16 protein-coding genes are annotated in these 15,563 nt (G+C 46.9%); 12 read left to right on the top strand and 4 right to left on the bottom strand.

What is annotated here, in order from left to right; genetic code table 11:
- Positions 1–52 precede the first annotated feature (52 nt).
- The 7 genes from OA57_RS03380 to OA57_RS03350 all read left to right on the top strand — a co-directional run bounded on the left by OA57_RS03380 (position 53) and on the right by OA57_RS03350 (position 7,444).
- Positions 53–1,834: an AAA family ATPase gene (locus OA57_RS03380; RefSeq protein ID WP_235424619.1), complete on the top strand. Its 1,782-nt coding sequence runs from the start codon at positions 53–55 to the stop codon at positions 1,832–1,834.
- Between the two features lie 100 nt (positions 1,835–1,934).
- Entirely contained in the window at positions 1,935–2,459 is a 525-nt protein-coding gene (fabA, locus tag OA57_RS03375; protein ID WP_034613430.1) for a bifunctional 3-hydroxydecanoyl-ACP dehydratase/trans-2-decenoyl-ACP isomerase, read from the top strand.
- A 140-nt stretch (positions 2,460–2,599) separates the two neighbouring features.
- Positions 2,600–2,905: a hypothetical protein gene (locus OA57_RS03370; RefSeq protein ID WP_152596705.1), complete on the top strand. Its 306-nt coding sequence runs from the start codon at positions 2,600–2,602 to the stop codon at positions 2,903–2,905.
- 266 nt (positions 2,906–3,171) lie between these two features.
- A complete protein-coding gene (pheS, locus tag OA57_RS03365) occupies positions 3,172–4,161 on the top strand; it encodes a phenylalanine--tRNA ligase subunit alpha (protein WP_034613426.1) in 990 nt (329 codons plus the stop codon).
- Positions 4,162–4,181: 20 nt separating this feature from the next.
- A complete protein-coding gene (gene pheT / locus OA57_RS03360; protein ID WP_034613424.1) occupies positions 4,182–6,569 on the top strand; it encodes a phenylalanine--tRNA ligase subunit beta in 2,388 nt (795 codons plus the stop codon).
- Between the two features lie 3 nt (positions 6,570–6,572).
- Positions 6,573–6,866 (top strand): integration host factor subunit alpha, encoded by a 294-nt coding sequence (locus OA57_RS03355; RefSeq protein WP_034613416.1) that lies wholly within the window; start codon positions 6,573–6,575, stop codon positions 6,864–6,866.
- Between the two features lie 80 nt (positions 6,867–6,946).
- Positions 6,947–7,444 carry an NlpC/P60 family protein gene (locus OA57_RS03350; RefSeq protein WP_052122350.1) on the top strand — a complete coding sequence of 166 codons (498 nt, stop codon included), beginning with the start codon at positions 6,947–6,949 and terminating at the stop codon, positions 7,442–7,444.
- Between the two features lie 198 nt (positions 7,445–7,642).
- On the opposite strand, the gene can is transcribed toward OA57_RS03350, so the two are convergent.
- Positions 7,643–8,341 carry a carbonate dehydratase gene (gene can / locus OA57_RS03345; protein WP_034613403.1) on the bottom strand — a complete coding sequence of 233 codons (699 nt, stop codon included), beginning with the start codon at positions 8,339–8,341 and terminating at the stop codon, positions 7,643–7,645.
- A 107-nt stretch (positions 8,342–8,448) separates the two neighbouring features.
- On the opposite strand from can, the gene OA57_RS03340 reads away from it, so the two are divergent.
- Positions 8,449–9,381, top strand: coding sequence for an ABC transporter ATP-binding protein (locus OA57_RS03340; protein WP_034613396.1), 933 nt, complete (start codon positions 8,449–8,451; stop codon positions 9,379–9,381).
- Between the two features lies 1 nt (position 9,382).
- Positions 9,383–10,150, top strand: coding sequence for an ABC transporter permease (locus OA57_RS03335; protein WP_034613394.1), 768 nt, complete (start codon positions 9,383–9,385; stop codon positions 10,148–10,150).
- Between the two features lie 49 nt (positions 10,151–10,199).
- Here the strand turns inward: OA57_RS03335 and ppnN are convergent, their stop codons facing one another.
- From ppnN to OA57_RS03320, 3 genes are read right to left on the bottom strand one after another with little or no spacing between them, the layout of a single operon-like run.
- A complete protein-coding gene (gene ppnN / locus OA57_RS03330; RefSeq protein WP_034613391.1) occupies positions 10,200–11,561 on the bottom strand; it encodes a nucleotide 5'-monophosphate nucleosidase PpnN in 1,362 nt (453 codons plus the stop codon).
- A gap of 28 nt (positions 11,562–11,589) precedes the next feature.
- Entirely contained in the window at positions 11,590–12,429 is an 840-nt protein-coding gene (queF, locus tag OA57_RS03325) for an NADPH-dependent 7-cyano-7-deazaguanine reductase QueF (RefSeq protein ID WP_034613612.1), read from the bottom strand.
- A gap of 12 nt (positions 12,430–12,441) precedes the next feature.
- Positions 12,442–13,239, bottom strand: a complete 798-nt coding sequence (locus OA57_RS03320; RefSeq protein WP_034613388.1) for a Zn-ribbon-containing protein — start codon at positions 13,237–13,239, stop codon at positions 12,442–12,444.
- Between the two features lie 110 nt (positions 13,240–13,349).
- Here OA57_RS03320 and OA57_RS03315 point away from each other — a divergent pair, with 110 nt between their 5' ends.
- From OA57_RS03315 to OA57_RS03305, 3 genes are all read left to right on the top strand, one after another.
- Positions 13,350–13,676 (top strand): YqcC family protein, encoded by a 327-nt coding sequence (locus OA57_RS03315; protein WP_034613386.1) that lies wholly within the window; start codon positions 13,350–13,352, stop codon positions 13,674–13,676.
- Positions 13,663–14,418 carry a tRNA pseudouridine(65) synthase TruC gene (gene truC / locus OA57_RS03310; protein ID WP_200883588.1) on the top strand — a complete coding sequence of 252 codons (756 nt, stop codon included), beginning with the start codon at positions 13,663–13,665 and terminating at the stop codon, positions 14,416–14,418. The genes OA57_RS03315 and truC overlap by 14 nt, the downstream gene beginning before the upstream one ends.
- Before the next feature lie 177 nt (positions 14,419–14,595).
- Entirely contained in the window at positions 14,596–15,555 is a 960-nt protein-coding gene (locus OA57_RS03305; protein WP_034613384.1) for a TAXI family TRAP transporter solute-binding subunit, read from the top strand.
- Positions 15,556–15,563 lie beyond the last annotated feature (8 nt).

The following is a 15,563-nucleotide window of genomic DNA, read 5'->3' as shown; positions in this document are numbered from 1 at the left end:
GTATATAATGAGCGGCGATAACGGCAGAAACAAAATAATAAGAGAGAACAACGTGAAACCGGACAGCTTGACTTGGCGGCAATTACTGCCGCAACTGGATTTGAACGATTTTGAAAAATGTAGGCTAACGCCGATGGCGCTGCAAGAAAAAGCCCGCACGGCATTAGATCTGTTTTTGACCGCGCCGAGCGGGGCGGTCTTAGTATTGAAAGCCGACGAACAGCCGGCTTATGCCGAGATGGTGGAGAGCCACCTGCGCGCGCATTTGCCGCAAACATTGGCGCCGAGCGGAGCGGATTATCAAATCGAACAGGCGGATTCGTTTTCGTTTCCGCTGGTTCAGGTGCGGTCGGCAACCTCGAATGAGGATAATTTTGCGGCGAAAAGTGCGGTGGAATATGCACTGTATTACGATGCGGTGCGTTTATTCGGCCATGTTTTACAACATCCGGCTTCACACGATTTAGCATTACAGCCCGGCTTGGTGCATCAGGTGTGTAACGGGGTGCTGATATTGGCTGTCAGCCCGTTATTGCACAATCCGAGCCTGTGGCAACGTTTGAAACATATCGTGCTGAGCGGTTGTTTTGACTGGCAGTCGCCGAATCCGCACAAACCGATGAATTACCACATTCCCGGCTATCCGCTGCCGCTGAAGCTTATTTTATTGGGCGATCGCGAAACATTAGCCGAATTTTCCTTGCTGGAACCAAGTTTATATGACTTTGCCCAATATGCCGAAATAGAGAATTATTTTTTGACCGACAGCACCGCACGGCAGCAGCAGTGGGTAAACAATCTGCTGTATTATGCCGATCAAGCGGGGTTAGCGACATTGAGCGAAGCGGCAATAACCGCACTTTATCGTCAGGCGGTGCGCGAGAGTGAGGACAGCTTGCGGCAAACGGTTAATCCGCGGCAACTTAACAAATGGCTAAGTGCGGTTGCCGACATCAGCCGTCGTGCCGGACATAAACAAATTGAAGCCGATGACGTGCAGAATTATTTTGATAATCTTGCCTATCAACAGAGCAGTTTGCAGGAATTCAGCTATAACGATATTTTGCGCGAACAGATTTATATTTGCAGTGACGGAAGTGCGGTCGGCGAAATTAACGGATTGTCGGTCATTGAATATGCCGGCACACCGGTGGTATACGGCGAGCCGAGCCGTATCACCTGTACCGTACAATTCGGCGACGGCGAAATTACCGATGTTGAACGCAAAAGCGAATTGGCGGGTAATATTCACGGTAAAGGCACGCTGTTGGCGCAATATTGCCTGAGCAATTTGCTCGATTTGCCGGCACAGCTGCCGTTTGCCGCGTCGATTGCCTTTGAGCAATCTTATGCCGATATTGACGGTGACAGCGCTTCGCTGGCGCAATTTTGCGTGTTGGTCAGCGCATTGGCGAATGTTGAAATCGATTTAGGTATTGCCGTAACCGGTTCGATCGATCAGGGCGGTCTGGTACATGCCGTTGGCGGGGTTAATGTCAAAATCGAAGGATTTTATGCGCTTTGCCAAGCGAGAGGGCTTACCGGCAGACAAGGGGTGATTATCCCGACAGTGTGTGCTGAAAATCTGAGTTTACGCCCGGAGGTGGTCGAATCGGTCAAAAACGGCCGGTTTCATATTTGGACGGTGGACAATGTCGAACAGGCGCTGTACCTGTTGACAGGCAAACAATTGTTACCGCAAAACGATAACAGCCGTTCGCAACAGAGCTTGGCGGAGATGATTTCACAACGGATTGAAAATAAGGTTGAAGCACTGGTGGCTCACCCGCTCAGTAAATGGTTGAGTTGGCTGAAAACGATAAAAAAGCAATAAAAAATTCAGCTTACACTTGTTAGCTATTTTATTCTGAAATGAATTTTGCTAGAATTCCCAAGAATTTTTAATGCAGTCATAAATTGGAGACAAATTACGCATGACCGTTCCTAATAAAAAACCGTCTTATACCTATGAAGATTTATTGGCTTCCGGGCGCGGCGAGCTGTTTGGCCCGACCGGTCCGCAGCTGCCGGCACCGACCATGTTGATGATGGATCGGGTGAATCTGATGACCGAAGACGGTGGCAATTTTGGCAAAGGGTATATTGAAGCCGAGCTGGATATTCATCCCGATTTGCCGTTTTTTGCCTGCCATTTTATCGGTGATCCGGTCATGCCGGGCTGCTTGGGGCTTGATGCGATGTGGCAGCTGGTCGGCTTTTTTCTCGGCTGGATTGGCGGTGAAGGCAAAGGGCGTGCATTGGGCGTAGGCGAAGTGAAATTCACCGGTCAAATTCTGCCGAGTGCGAAAAAAGTCATCTACCGTCTGCATATGAAACGGGTCATCAACCGTAAACTGGTGATGGGCGTTGCCGATGGTGAAGTGGAAGTGGACGGACGTGTGATTTATGTCGCAACGGATTTGAAAGTCGGCTTATTTCAGGACACCGCCGCATTCTAATTCCACTCATCTAAACCGCACTTTGTTCTCGTGATATACCGCACTTTTACCATTACCGATGGAAAGTGCGGTTTTGCTTTCTTTCCCGATATAATCTTTTTATAATTTCCGCTAATGGACTGAATAACACAAAGGACATCATGATGAAAATGACACAATCGCTGTTGGCGGCATTACTGCTGTCCGGGCTGATGGCGTGCAGCAGCAGACCGCCGATGCAAAGCCCGTATCCCGATCCGCACTTGACGCCGCCGACGCATCCGGTTCCGTCACCGCCGGATCAGGAAATCCGTAATGCCAGCGATAAAAACGGCAAGGCGGATTACAATCGACAAAATATGAATATCCGCCCCGCCGTTTCGGTCGGTTACGGATATCATCGCGGCTGGCGGCCGTATCACCGGCATTTCGGCGGTGGGTTTTACTCGCCTTACTATGACTGGTAGTCGGCAAGAAAATCGCATTAAGCAGGTGCTTTTTGCGACCTGATGTATTATGATTAGCACACTGAAAAATAACCGTTATTTATAATGTCTATTCACTTGTTTTTTGTTCGATTTTTTATCTTTCTGTTTCCCCATACCCATGGGGCTTCGGAGTTTGCTAAAAAATCAGCATAAAACCGACAAGCCTCCAGTATGGAGGTTTTTTTATGATCCGTTTTTCATAAATAGCCGATCCGTCAATGGACATTCTCTAACAGGAGAGAGGAATGCAACAGCTACAACAAATCACCACTCAAGCCCTACAGGCGATTGAGCAGGCGCAAGATATTGCAGCGCTGGAAGCCGTGCGGGTGGAATACTTTGGCAAGAAAGGGCATTTTACCGCACTGATGCAGGGGCTGCGTGATGTGCCGCCAGAGCAGCGCCCGGCTGTCGGACAGCAGATTAATGACGCCAAACAGCAAACACAAACCGCACTTAATGCCAGAAAAACCGAGCTGGAAAGTGCCAAACTGAATGAACAACTTGCCAAAGAGACGATTGATGTCAGTTTGCCGGGGCGGAAAGTGGAAAACGGCGGTTTGCATCCGGTGACGATTACCATTAATCGTGTGACCAAATTCTTTTCGGAGCTGGGGTTCAGTGTTGAAAACGGGCCGGAAATCGAAACCGATTACTATAATTTCGATGCACTGAATATTCCCGCTCATCACCCTGCACGTGCCGATCACGACACCTTCTGGTTTGACGTCAACCGATTATTACGAACCCAAACGTCGGGGGTACAAATCCGGACGATGGAAAGACAACAACCGCCGATTCGTATCATGGCGCCGGGCAGAGTATATCGTAACGACTACGATCAAACCCATACACCGATGTTTCACCAAATCGAATTATTATTCGTGGACAGAAAAGCCAACTTTACCGAATTGAAAGGTTTGTTACATGATTTTCTGCGCAATTTCTTCGAAGAGGATTTACAGATCCGTTTCCGTCCGTCCTATTTCCCGTTTACCGAACCGTCTGCAGAAGTAGACGTAATGGGAAAAAACGGCAAATGGTTGGAAGTGTTGGGCTGCGGTATGGTACATCCGAATGTCCTGCGTAATGTCGGTATCGATCCGAACGAGTATTCCGGTTTTGCGGTCGGCATGGGGGTTGAACGCCTGACAATGTTGCGTTACAACGTCACGGATTTGCGTTCGTTCTTTGAGAATGATTTGCGCTTTTTGAAACAATTTAAAACATTATAAAAACGGTGGAGAGATAAACGATGAAATTTAATGAATCCTGGCTGCGTGAATGGGTTAATCCTGCCGTTACCACCGAGCAGTTGGCAGAACAAATAACGATGCTCGGACTGGAAGTGGACGGTGTCAACGCGGTTGCCGGCAAGTTTGACGGCGTGGTGGTCGGCAAAGTGGTCGAGTGCGGACAACACCCGAATGCGGACAAACTGCGTGTGACTAAAGTTGATATCGGCGCTGCTCAGTTGTTAGATATCGTCTGTGGCGCACCAAACTGCCGTCAAGGCTTGAAAGTGGCGTGTGCAACGGTCGGGGCAACGCTGCCGGGCGATTTCAAAATCAAAAAAGCGAAACTGCGCGGCGAGCCGTCGGAAGGCATGTTGTGTTCATTCAGCGAATTAGGTATTTCGGCTGAAGCCGACGGCATTATTGAATTGCCGGCTGATGCGCCGATCGGTATGGACGTGCGCGATTATTTGACATTGAACGACAATATCATTGAAATCAGTCTGACACCGAACCGTGCCGACTGTTTGAGCATTCGTGGCGTGGCGCGTGAAGTCGGGGTGATCAATCAAACCGATGTGGTTGAGCCGCCGGTTGCGGCTGTGCCGATTTCGATCGGCGATAAGGTCGAAATAAACCTGCACGCCCCTGAAGCTTGCCCGCGCTATTTGTTGCGAATGGTAAAAGGTATCAACGTCCAAGCACCGTCACCGTTGTGGTTACAGGAAAAATTGCGCCGCTGCGGTATCCGTTCTATCGATCCGGTGGTTGACGTGACAAATTATATTCTATTGGAGCTCGGACAACCGATGCACGCCTTTGACGCCGCAAAAGTAGCGCAGCCGATTGACGTCCGCATGGCAAAACAGGGAGAAACGCTGGTTCTGCTGGACGGTACAACGGCAACATTGAAAGAAAATACCTTGCTTATCGCCGATCAAAACGGACCGTTGGCGATGGCCGGTATTTTTGGGGGAGAAAAGAGCGGTGTCAACCGTGAAACGCAGGATATTTTATTGGAGTCCGCATTTTTTGCGCCGTTAGCCATCGCAGGACGCGCCCGCCAGTACGGTTTGCATACCGATGCTTCCCATCGATTTGAACGGGGTGTCGATTTTGAATTGCAGCGCCATGCCATGGAACGTGCTACTGCGCTGCTGATTGATATTTGCGGCGGGCAGGCCGGTGATATTTGCGAGGTATACAGTGAACCGCACTTGCCGAAGATGCAAACGGTCAATCTGCGACGCAGCAAACTGGATGCGTTATTGGGACATCATATTGAAGACGGGATCGTAAGCGAGATTTTAACACGCTTGGGCTTCACCGTGCGTTTTCATTCCGATGAATGGACGGTTACGCCGACCAGCTGGCGTTTTGATATTGAAATCGAAGAAGATTTGATTGAAGAAATTGCCCGTATTTACGGCTATAACCGCATTCCGAATTGTGCTCCGCTGGCGCATTTGACCATGCGCAGCCATCACGAAGCCGATGTCGAACAGGCACGTATCAAAACCGCACTTGTCGATCGTGATTATCAAGAAGCGATTACCTACAGTTTTGTTGACCCGAAAATTCAAAGTCTGCTCTATCCGCAACAACCGGCATTGATTTTACCGAATCCGATTTCTGCAGAAATGTCGGCAATGCGTTTATCTTTGATTCCGGGCTTGCTGAGCGCCTTGATTTATAATCAAAATCGCCAACAAAATCGGATCAGGCTTTTTGAAACCGGCTTGCGTTTTATTCCGGACACGAATGCCGAAGCCGGCGTAAGACAGGAATTTGTACTCGGTGCGGTGATCAGCGGAACGAGAAAAAGCGAAAGTTGGGCAGAAAAAAGCGAAGTTGTTGACTTTTTTGATCTAAAAGGTGATCTGGAAGGCATTTTAGCGCTAACTAGTGCTGGAAATAAAGTTGATTTTGTAGCAAAATCATATACAGCATTACATCCGGGACAATCTGCTGCGATTATGCTGAACGGGGAAGAGGTCGGTTTCATCGGTACTATTCATCCGCACATTGCGCAAAAATTGGGATTAAACGGTAAAACGGTTGTGTTTGAGATACGTTGGGATGCAATTGCAACACGTCCTGCGGTACAAGCCAAAGCCATTTCCCGTTTTCCGGCAAATCGTCGTGATATTGCTGTTGTTGTTGCGAATGAAGTTGCCGCTGCGGATATAATCAAGGCCTGTCGTGAAGTGGCCGGCGAGACATTGACTCAGGTAAACTTGTTCGACGTCTATCAAGGCAACGGGATCGCGGACGGTTGTAAAAGTCTGGCAATCAGCATGACACTTCAGGACAATCAAAAAACGCTTGAGGAAGAAGATATTACGAACGTAGTATCAAATGTTGTATCTGAATTAAAGCGGCGTTTCAATGCTTACTTGAGAGATTAGACTATGACATTAACGAAAGTAGAAATTGCAGACAGTCTCATTCAGAAATTCGATCTGACTAAGCGTGAAGCAAAAGATTTGGTTGAAAGCTTTTTTGAGGAAATCCGTGTCGCTTTGGAAAGCGGTGAAGATGTTAAACTGTCCGGTTTCGGCAATTTCCAACTGCGTGATAAAAAATCTCGTCCCGGCAGAAATCCAAAAACCGGTGAAAGCGTGGCGGTATCGGCTCGTCGGGTTGTTGTGTTTAAACCGGGACAGAAATTACGCACCCGGGTCGGGCAAAAGATAAAAAAATAACCGCATGATTTTCCGAACTGATTCGGGTGGCTGCAGGATTGGTAAAAACCAGATTATGGTTTACAGGTTGGATTTTGAAGATGTGGGATAAAAATGGATTTGGGTTGCGGCCGATAGTCGGCGTGTTTTTTTGTTTGCTCGTATTAGGGTTGTCGGGTTGTTCTTCATCTCCATCGTCCCGTTATAATAGTCGTTTGCCTGATCCTATTTATACCATGGCGCAATTGAGCGAACAGCAGTACCAATGGGGCGGAACGCCTTATGTGTTAGGCGGTAATACTCGGCGTGGTGTCGATTGTTCGGGATTTGTGAAGCGGACTTTTGCCGATCGGTTTGGCATTCCGCTGCCGAGAACCACGGTAGCTCAGGCGAAGCAAGGCGTTTATATCGAACGGGACGAATTGCAAACCGGAGATTTGGTTTTTTTTAAAACCGGCCGCGGGCCGAACGGCTACCATGTCGGTATCTATGTTAAAAACGATCAGTTTTTACATGCTTCGACCAAAGGCGGAGTAATTTACTCCTCATTGAATTCTGCATATTGGAAAAAAGCCTACTGGCAGGCGAGACGGATATAATCATCTTGTCGGCGCTGAAAATATTTTGATAATCAACTGATGGGAGGTTGTGAATGAGCGATTTTAGTTATGCGATGATTATGGTGGTATTGTCATTGGCGATGATTGTTTATTTAGCCACATTAATTTTTTAATTTGAAAACTGTAAAACGCCATATTTTAGATTGAAATATGGCGTTTTATTTTGTCTGTTTGCCGTTATTTGCTGCGCAGATCAATCGGTTTTTCGGTTTCGATAAACCGGGCTTCGTCACTGGAAACCAAACGGGCAATGGCATTAAGATACGTGATTTCCAATGTTTCTCGACTGGTGGCGATTACGCCCAAATCATTTAGAAATCCGTCGTTCACATCATAAACCCAGCCGTGAATAGAAAGCTTTTTACCGCGTTCCCAAGCTGCTCTGACGATAGACGATGATCCCAAGTTGTAAACTTGTTCTACGACATTGATTTTGGTCAGCATATCCGCTCTTTTTTCCATCGGAAGCCTGCCGAACAGGTTGCCGTGTTTTAACCAGATATCGCGAATATGCAATAACCAGTTATCAATCAATCCCAACGGCTTGTTTTCCATTGCCGCTTTAATCCCGCCGCAATTGGTATGGCCGCAAATAATAATATGTTCGATATCCAGCGCATCAATGGCATATTGCACGACAGACAGACAGTTTAAATCGGTGTGTATGACTTGATTGGCGACATTGCGGTGTACAAACAATTCGCCGGGGCCCAGATTGGTCAGCTTTTCCGCCGGTACACGGCTGTCCGAACAACCGATCCAAAGGTAGCCCGGTTTCTGGTGTTCCGCCAGTTCTTTAAAATAGTTGGAGTTTTCCTCTTGCATTCGAACCGCCCAACTGTGGTTGTTGGCAATCAGCTGTTCTATTTTTTTCATATTACGTCCTTATATATGTTTTGATGCACTCTGTTATAATACGTTAAAATTTTTCTATACTCACATTTTTTTATTGTTACTTTTATGACGAACAGAGTGGTTATCATATGTATGCACTTGAAATAAAGAGGCTGACAAAATCGTATCCAAACGGTTTTAAAGCGTTGCACGGTATTGATATGAGCGTGCAGGAGGGGGATTTTTATGCCTTATTGGGGCATAACGGCGCTGGAAAATCAACAACGATCGGCATTGTCAGCTCGTTGGTCAATAAAACCGAGGGCAGTGTTAAGGTATTCGGCTACGATCTGGATACACAACTGTTTGAGGTCAAAAAACAGATCGGCATCGTGCCGCAAGAATTCAATTTTAACCAGTTTGAAAAAGTCAGGGATATTCTGGTCAATCAAGCGGGCTATTATGGTGTCGAGCGCAAAGAAGCCTTGATTCGTGCGGAAAAATGGCTGAAAAAACTGGATTTATGGGATAAGCGCGATCAAAAATCAATGCGTTTATCCGGCGGCATGAAACGCCGATTAATGATTGCCCGCGCTTTGATGCACAATCCGCGTTTACTGATTCTGGATGAACCTACCGCCGGTGTTGATATCGAACTGCGCCGTTCCATGTGGCAATTTCTGCGTGAGCTGAATTTACATGGCACAACGATTATTCTGACAACCCATTATTTGGAAGAAGCCGAATTGTTATGCCGTCATATCGGGATTATTCAGCAAGGTCGGCTAGTGATTGATACCGCAATGAAAACGTTGTTAAGTAAGCTGGAATCCGAGACCTTCGTGTTGGATTTGGCAAAATACAGCGCCATGCCGCAAATTCAGCATTACAACACACAGCTTATCGATACCAATACGCTAGAGGTTGAAGTGCAGCGTGAACAGGGCTTGAACAACCTGTTTCACCAGCTTAGCGAACAGGGCATTCAGGTATTGAGTATGCGGAATAAAACCAACCGTTTGGAAGAGCTGTTTGTGCGAATGGCGCTGAATAAACCTCATGACGATCGGCAAGGAGAATAAGATGTCATTATCCCGAATTGCGTTTAACACGATTTTATATAAAGAAATTCATCGCTTTATGCGGATTTGGGTGCAAACCCTCGTGCCGCCGGTGATCACCATGACGCTCTATTTTGTCATTTTCGGACAATTGATCGGCAATCGAATCGGTGAAATGGGCGGCTACAGTTATATGCAGTTTATTGTCCCCGGTTTGATCATGATGTCGGTGATCACCAATTCGTTTACTAACGTGGCGTCTTCGTTTTACAGTACTAAATTTGCCCGTAATGTCGAAGAGTTGTTGGTTTCTCCGACATCAACCCACATCATTATCTGGGGTTACGTTGCCGGCGGAATGACTCGGGGGATTTTGGTCGGCGCTCTGGTCACCATGGTTTCCCTGATCTTTATTCCATTGGAAATACACTCATGGATTGTCGTTGTGCTGACCTTGCTAATGACCAGCGCCACCTTCGCATTGGGCGGTTTGATTAATGCCGTATTTGCCCGCTCATTTGACGACATCAGCATTATTCCCACTTTTGTGCTAACGCCGTTGACTTACCTTGGCGGGGTGTTTTATTCCATTTCGCTGCTGCCGGCATTCTGGCAAGGGGTTTCCAAACTGAATCCGATTGTGTATATGATTAACGGCTTCCGCTACGGCTTTTTAGGCAGCAGCGATATTGCCTTGTACCATACGTTTTCAGTACTGGTTTTATTTATCGCACTGTTATACGGATTTGCTTATTATCTGATTAATAGAGGAATCGGTTTAAGAAATTAGCAAAGTGCGGTCGTGCGGAGCATTCTGCACCGACCGCTTGTGATATAAGTTATAATAAAACCCGATAACAAGGTTGGTAAGCTTCGCCTCCCGGCAGCTTCATACGGTGCTGATCAACGAAATCTTGTAAGACACGATCGATTTTTTGCATGAGAACCGGATCACCGTGTAATTCAAATACCCCGTATTTTTCAACCCGTTCAATGGTATCCGGCTTGATATTGCCGGCTACGATGCCGGAAAAAACACGTCGTAAATTCGCCGCCAGACTTTCTTTGCTTTGCTGCAAATGCAGATCCAAATTGCTCATGTTTTGATGGGTCGGTTCGAACGGCTGCTGAAAATCGGCTTCTATTTTCAAGCTCCAGTTAAACCCGTAAGAGTCATTATTTTGTAATCGGGCTTGTTTAATTGCCTTCATATGGGCGCTGACATTGCGCGCAACCGTTTCAGGATCATCGATAATGATTTCATACAGTGCCTGCGCATCTTCGCCGAATACTTCGCCGATAAAACGATTGATCGTGTTAAAATAAGCTTCGCTTTCTTTCGGGCCGGTTAAAATCAACGGCAGGCAAACATCCCGATTGGCAGGGTTGAGTTTAATGCCGATCAGATAGAGCAGCTCTTCAAACGTGCCGGGGCCGCCGGGGAAGACAATAATACAGTGTCCCATACGAACAAAGGCTTCCAGACGTTTTTCGATATCCGGCATGATAATCAGCTCATTGACGATCGGATTCGGCGGTTCGGAGGCGATAATCGACGGTTCGGTAATGCCGATAAAACGGCTGTTTTTAAAGCGTTGGTTGGCATGGCCGATAGCCGCCCCTTTCATCGGTGCTTCCATCACGCCGGGGCCGCAGCCGGTGATAATATTCAGTTCGCGCAATCCCAGCTGCAAGCCGACGGCACGACAATAGCGGTACTCAATTTCATTAATCGAGTGGCCGCCCCAACACACGGTTAAGCACGGACATTCGCCGACAACCAGCGCCTTGGCATTGCGTAACACGGTAAAAATATAATTGGTAATTCTGTTGGAATTTAATTCTTGCTGTGGTGAAAGTTGTTTGGTAATCACATTCACAAATAAAATATCACGCAGCACCGCAAACAGATGATATTGAATGTTACGAATAATTTTATCATCGACAAATGCCGATTCCGGCGGGTTATGCAGCAATAAAGAAACGCCGCGTTCTTTCGCAATCAATTCGATTTCAAAATCTTGATACATACCCAATAAAATCCGACTGTCGTCGGTCACCGCACCGGAATTCAGTACTGCCAGTGAACAGTTGCGATAGAGCTGGTAGAGGTTGCCTGACACCCCTTTTTCCAACAATTCCACTTCCAGATGCGACAGCTGATCCATGCTGCCCTTGGGATTAACGATATGTGAACTCATATATTCTCCTTTTTCTTGTTTATTTTTATTATTGCCGCGCCAGACGTTGGTTTTCCGGTTCAAACGGGTAGTTCGACCGCCACGGATTGATGTCCAGCCCGCCGCGTCGGGTATATCGAGCGTAAACCCTCAATTTCTCGGGTTTGGCATAATGCATTAGATCACAAAAAATCCGCTCGACACACTGCTCGTGAAATTCATTGTGCCGGCGGAATGATACCAGATAACGCAGTAAGGCTTCCCGATTAATTTGTCTGCCGCTATAGGCGATTTGTATACTGCCCCAATCGGGCTGAGAGGTAATTAAGCAGTTTGATTTCAGTAAATGGCTAACCAAACTCTCCGTGACAACGTCACTATTAGTGCAATCTTGCAGTAAGTGCGGTTGAAAATCATAACAATCAATCACAATGTCTTGCGTATCAATACAGTCACCGTGAAAGTGGGCGATAGGCTGATTTTGGTATTCGTCCAACGAATGTAACCGCACTTTGACCTCGCCGTCGGCACAATTTGCCAAATCTTGCCGGATCAGATTTTCCACTTGCCGTTGACTGGTGAAGCGGCTTTGATTAAAGCTGTTCAAATAGAGCTTGAAGCTTTTCGATTCGATGAGATTCGTACTGCGAAAATCCAGATAGATATCCCCAATCGCTACCTGCGGCAATCCGTTGTCGTTCAGCCAGGAAATTTCATAAGCCGTCCAAATATCGGTGCCGTGGCTGAACGGCTGTTGTTCGCTGATGCCCAAACCGTCTCGGTTTAACCGGCGCGGGACGGCTTGTAAGAGCGTTGGATCGTATTCGTTTTTATAGCCTGTTTGTTTGCCCAGCGTCAGCTTTTCCAGGCTGGTATCTTGATATGAAATCATAATTTTCCCTTAGTCGTACCATGAAAGATTGGAAACCAATCGGCATTGATCGCATTTGAAATGAAACAGATCAAACAGCGGCGTTTCCAATAGCCAATCTTGTTGGCATAACGGACATTTGCGCTGTTTTTCCTGCTCGTGATCGTGGCTGCCGAGGTGGTAAAGATAATAATAAGTCGGGATCGCTGTTGCTTCACTGATCTCTTTACAAAGATGATAACCGTGTTTAAACAGCGGACTGTCGGCAGTGGAAATTTGTGCCAGTGCAGATTGCTCCAATACGGCACCGTTCATTTGCAATTGATCGCAGGCCTGCCAATTTTCCTGCCATTTGATAATGTCCATACTCAATGCAGAATAGCGGCTCAGTTCCCGATATAACGGAACCGGCAAAAAATGGTCGCCGCTGAACAGGGGAGAACAGGTGTGCAGATAGGTCGTATATAAAATTTGCCAAGACGGCAATTCCGTTTGATGTGTAACATTCGAATTCAGATCTTCTGCCACAATGCCGATTTTGCGCAAAAAAACACCGGATTCGGCGGCGGTAATCATGGCGCTGTCGACATGCGGATTATTGTTATGATGGTTTAAAGACTGGTAATCCGGGCTGATCACTCTCACTGTGAAGCCGCGCTTGTTCTCGATTTCATCATAATAAAGCGGAAATTCGCGCCCGATAATTTGTCCGTTATAGCGCCATTGCTCAATCACCCGGTTAATCAGGGTGATGCCGTCCTGCTGCGCTGCCGCTTGTTTGACGGCGAGGTTGGGTTCGTAACTAAAAAAGACTTCGATTAAATACATTCTTATTCGGTTTTCCCGTAAAAATAAAACTGAATTGTAGCATAACTCACTCTCTCTTTTGCCAAAGTTGGATTACAATAGCGCAAATTTCCCCAAGATTAAGGATAAATATGAACGTCGATCAGGCATTATTACGTCGGCACTTGAAACAATTACAGCTGAATTTGGCTCATCTCGCCCTGTGGCAGGCTATGCCGCCGCAACAAGAACGGTTAGTGAGCGAACAGCCGTTTCATGTCGATACACTGGAGCCGCATGAATGGCTGCAATGGATTTTTCTGCCCCGAATGTCGGCTCTGTTGGATTCTGGTGCCGAATTGCCGACTAAAATTGCAATTACGCCTTACATTGAAGAAGCCATGTCCGGCATGGAACGGATCGAACTATTGCTGAAACCGCTGTCCGAAATAGAAGAATTGCTGAATGATCACCGATAATCAAGCGATAACCCTGCCAATTCTGTATCGGGATCAGGATATTATCGCCGTCAACAAACCGGCAGGTATGCTGGTACACCGCAGTTGGCTGGACAAACATGAAACTCGCTTTGTGATGCAGACGTTACGTGATCAAATCGGACAGCATGTTTATACGGTTCACCGTTTGGATCGGCCGACGTCCGGCGTATTGGTTCTGGCATTAAATCAGGAGACGGCACGCCGTCTGAGTCAGCAATTTGAGCAGAAACAGATGGAAAAAGTCTATCTGGCTGTTGTGCGTGGTTTTTTAAACGGCGGCGGTACGATTGATTATCCGTTAAAAGTGCAGGCAGACAAAATTGCAGATAAATTCAGCCGATCGGATAAACCGGCGCAAAGTGCGGTGACCGATTATCAGACTTTGCAGCAGATTGAAATGCCGTATCCTGCCGGGCGTTATTCGAGCGCACGTTACAGTTTAGTGCGGCTATTGCCCAAAACCGGACGCAAACATCAGTTAAGGCGGCATTTGAAGCACTTGTCACACCCGATTTTAGGTGATTCCGCCTACGGTGATCTGCGTCAAAACCGCACTTTTGCCGCCCATTTGCACTGTTCCCGACTGATGCTGCACGCACAGTCGATAAGCTTTAATCACCCGAGCAGCGGTAAAAATCTGACGATCTGTGCGGAAGTCGACAACGATTGGCAAAACATGCTGAACATCTTTAGATGGAAAATAAACGAATTCGGATTTTAGTTAATCTTTGGTCAAAAAAACCTTAAATTAATTAGAAAAACAATTCCTGTTCTGCAATTGTAGTTGCAATTTATATAACCTTTGTATATGTTATCGGTTAAGCTGTATTGTTGACGGCTTGATTCTACTCTAATCAACCCTAGTGTGATGGATAACAATTTAGAAGGAGTGCTGTATATGAAAAGACTTTTTAAATTATCGTTAGTATCGGGATTAATGGCTGCATCTGCAAGCGTCTTGGCGGCAGAGCAGTTTGTAACAATCGGTACCGGCGGTCAAACCGGTGTTTATTACGTTGTCGGGCAATCTATTTGCCAATTGGTGAACCGTGATTCGGCGAAAAGCGGAATTAAATGTAACGCTCCTTCTACCGGCGCCTCTGTTGCCAACCTTAACGCTATTGCCGGCAAACAGATGGATATGGGAATCGCCCAATCCGATTGGCAGTATCACGCCTATAACGGCACCAGCTCGTTTGAAGGCAAGAAAAATGACAAGTTGAGAGCGGTTTTCTCAATTCACCCGGAACCGTTTACCGTGATGGCGCGCAATGACTCCGGCATCAATTCATTTGATGATTTGAAGGGGAAACGAGTGAATGTCGGTGATCCGGGCTCCGGCACCCGCGCAACCATGAATGTGATTTTGGCAGCGAAAGGTTGGGACGATTCCGCTTTCCGTGTGGCTTCCGAATTAAAACCGGCGGAAATGGCGTCCGTAATGTGTGATAACAATCTGGATGCGATCACCTATAATGTCGGCCACCCGAACGGTGCCTTGAAAGAAGCGGCCGCTTCTTGTGCCACCCACTTGGTACCGGTTGAAGGCGAAGCGATTGATAAATTAGTCGCCGATCACAGTTATTATGCCAAAGCGGTTATCCCGGGCGGTTTATATGCCGGTTCTGACGAGCCGACCAACACTTTCGGGGTTTACGCCACGCTAGTCAGCTCAAGCGATGTCAGCGACGACCAAGTTTATGCCGTTGTCAAAGCGGTATTCGACAACTTCGATCGTTTCAAACGTTTACACCCGGCATTTGCCAATCTGAAAGAAGAAGAAATGATCAAAAACGCATTATCTGCGCCATTACATGACGGTGCGGTACGTTATTACAAAGAAAGAGGATGGATGTAATTTATCCG

It is taken from the genome of Chelonobacter oris (genome assembly GCF_000772535.1).
GTDB classification, from domain to species: domain Bacteria; phylum Pseudomonadota; class Gammaproteobacteria; order Enterobacterales; family Pasteurellaceae; genus Chelonobacter; species Chelonobacter oris.
Note: the sequence above shows the minus strand (reverse complement) of the source record. Positions and strands in the feature narration are given on the sequence as shown.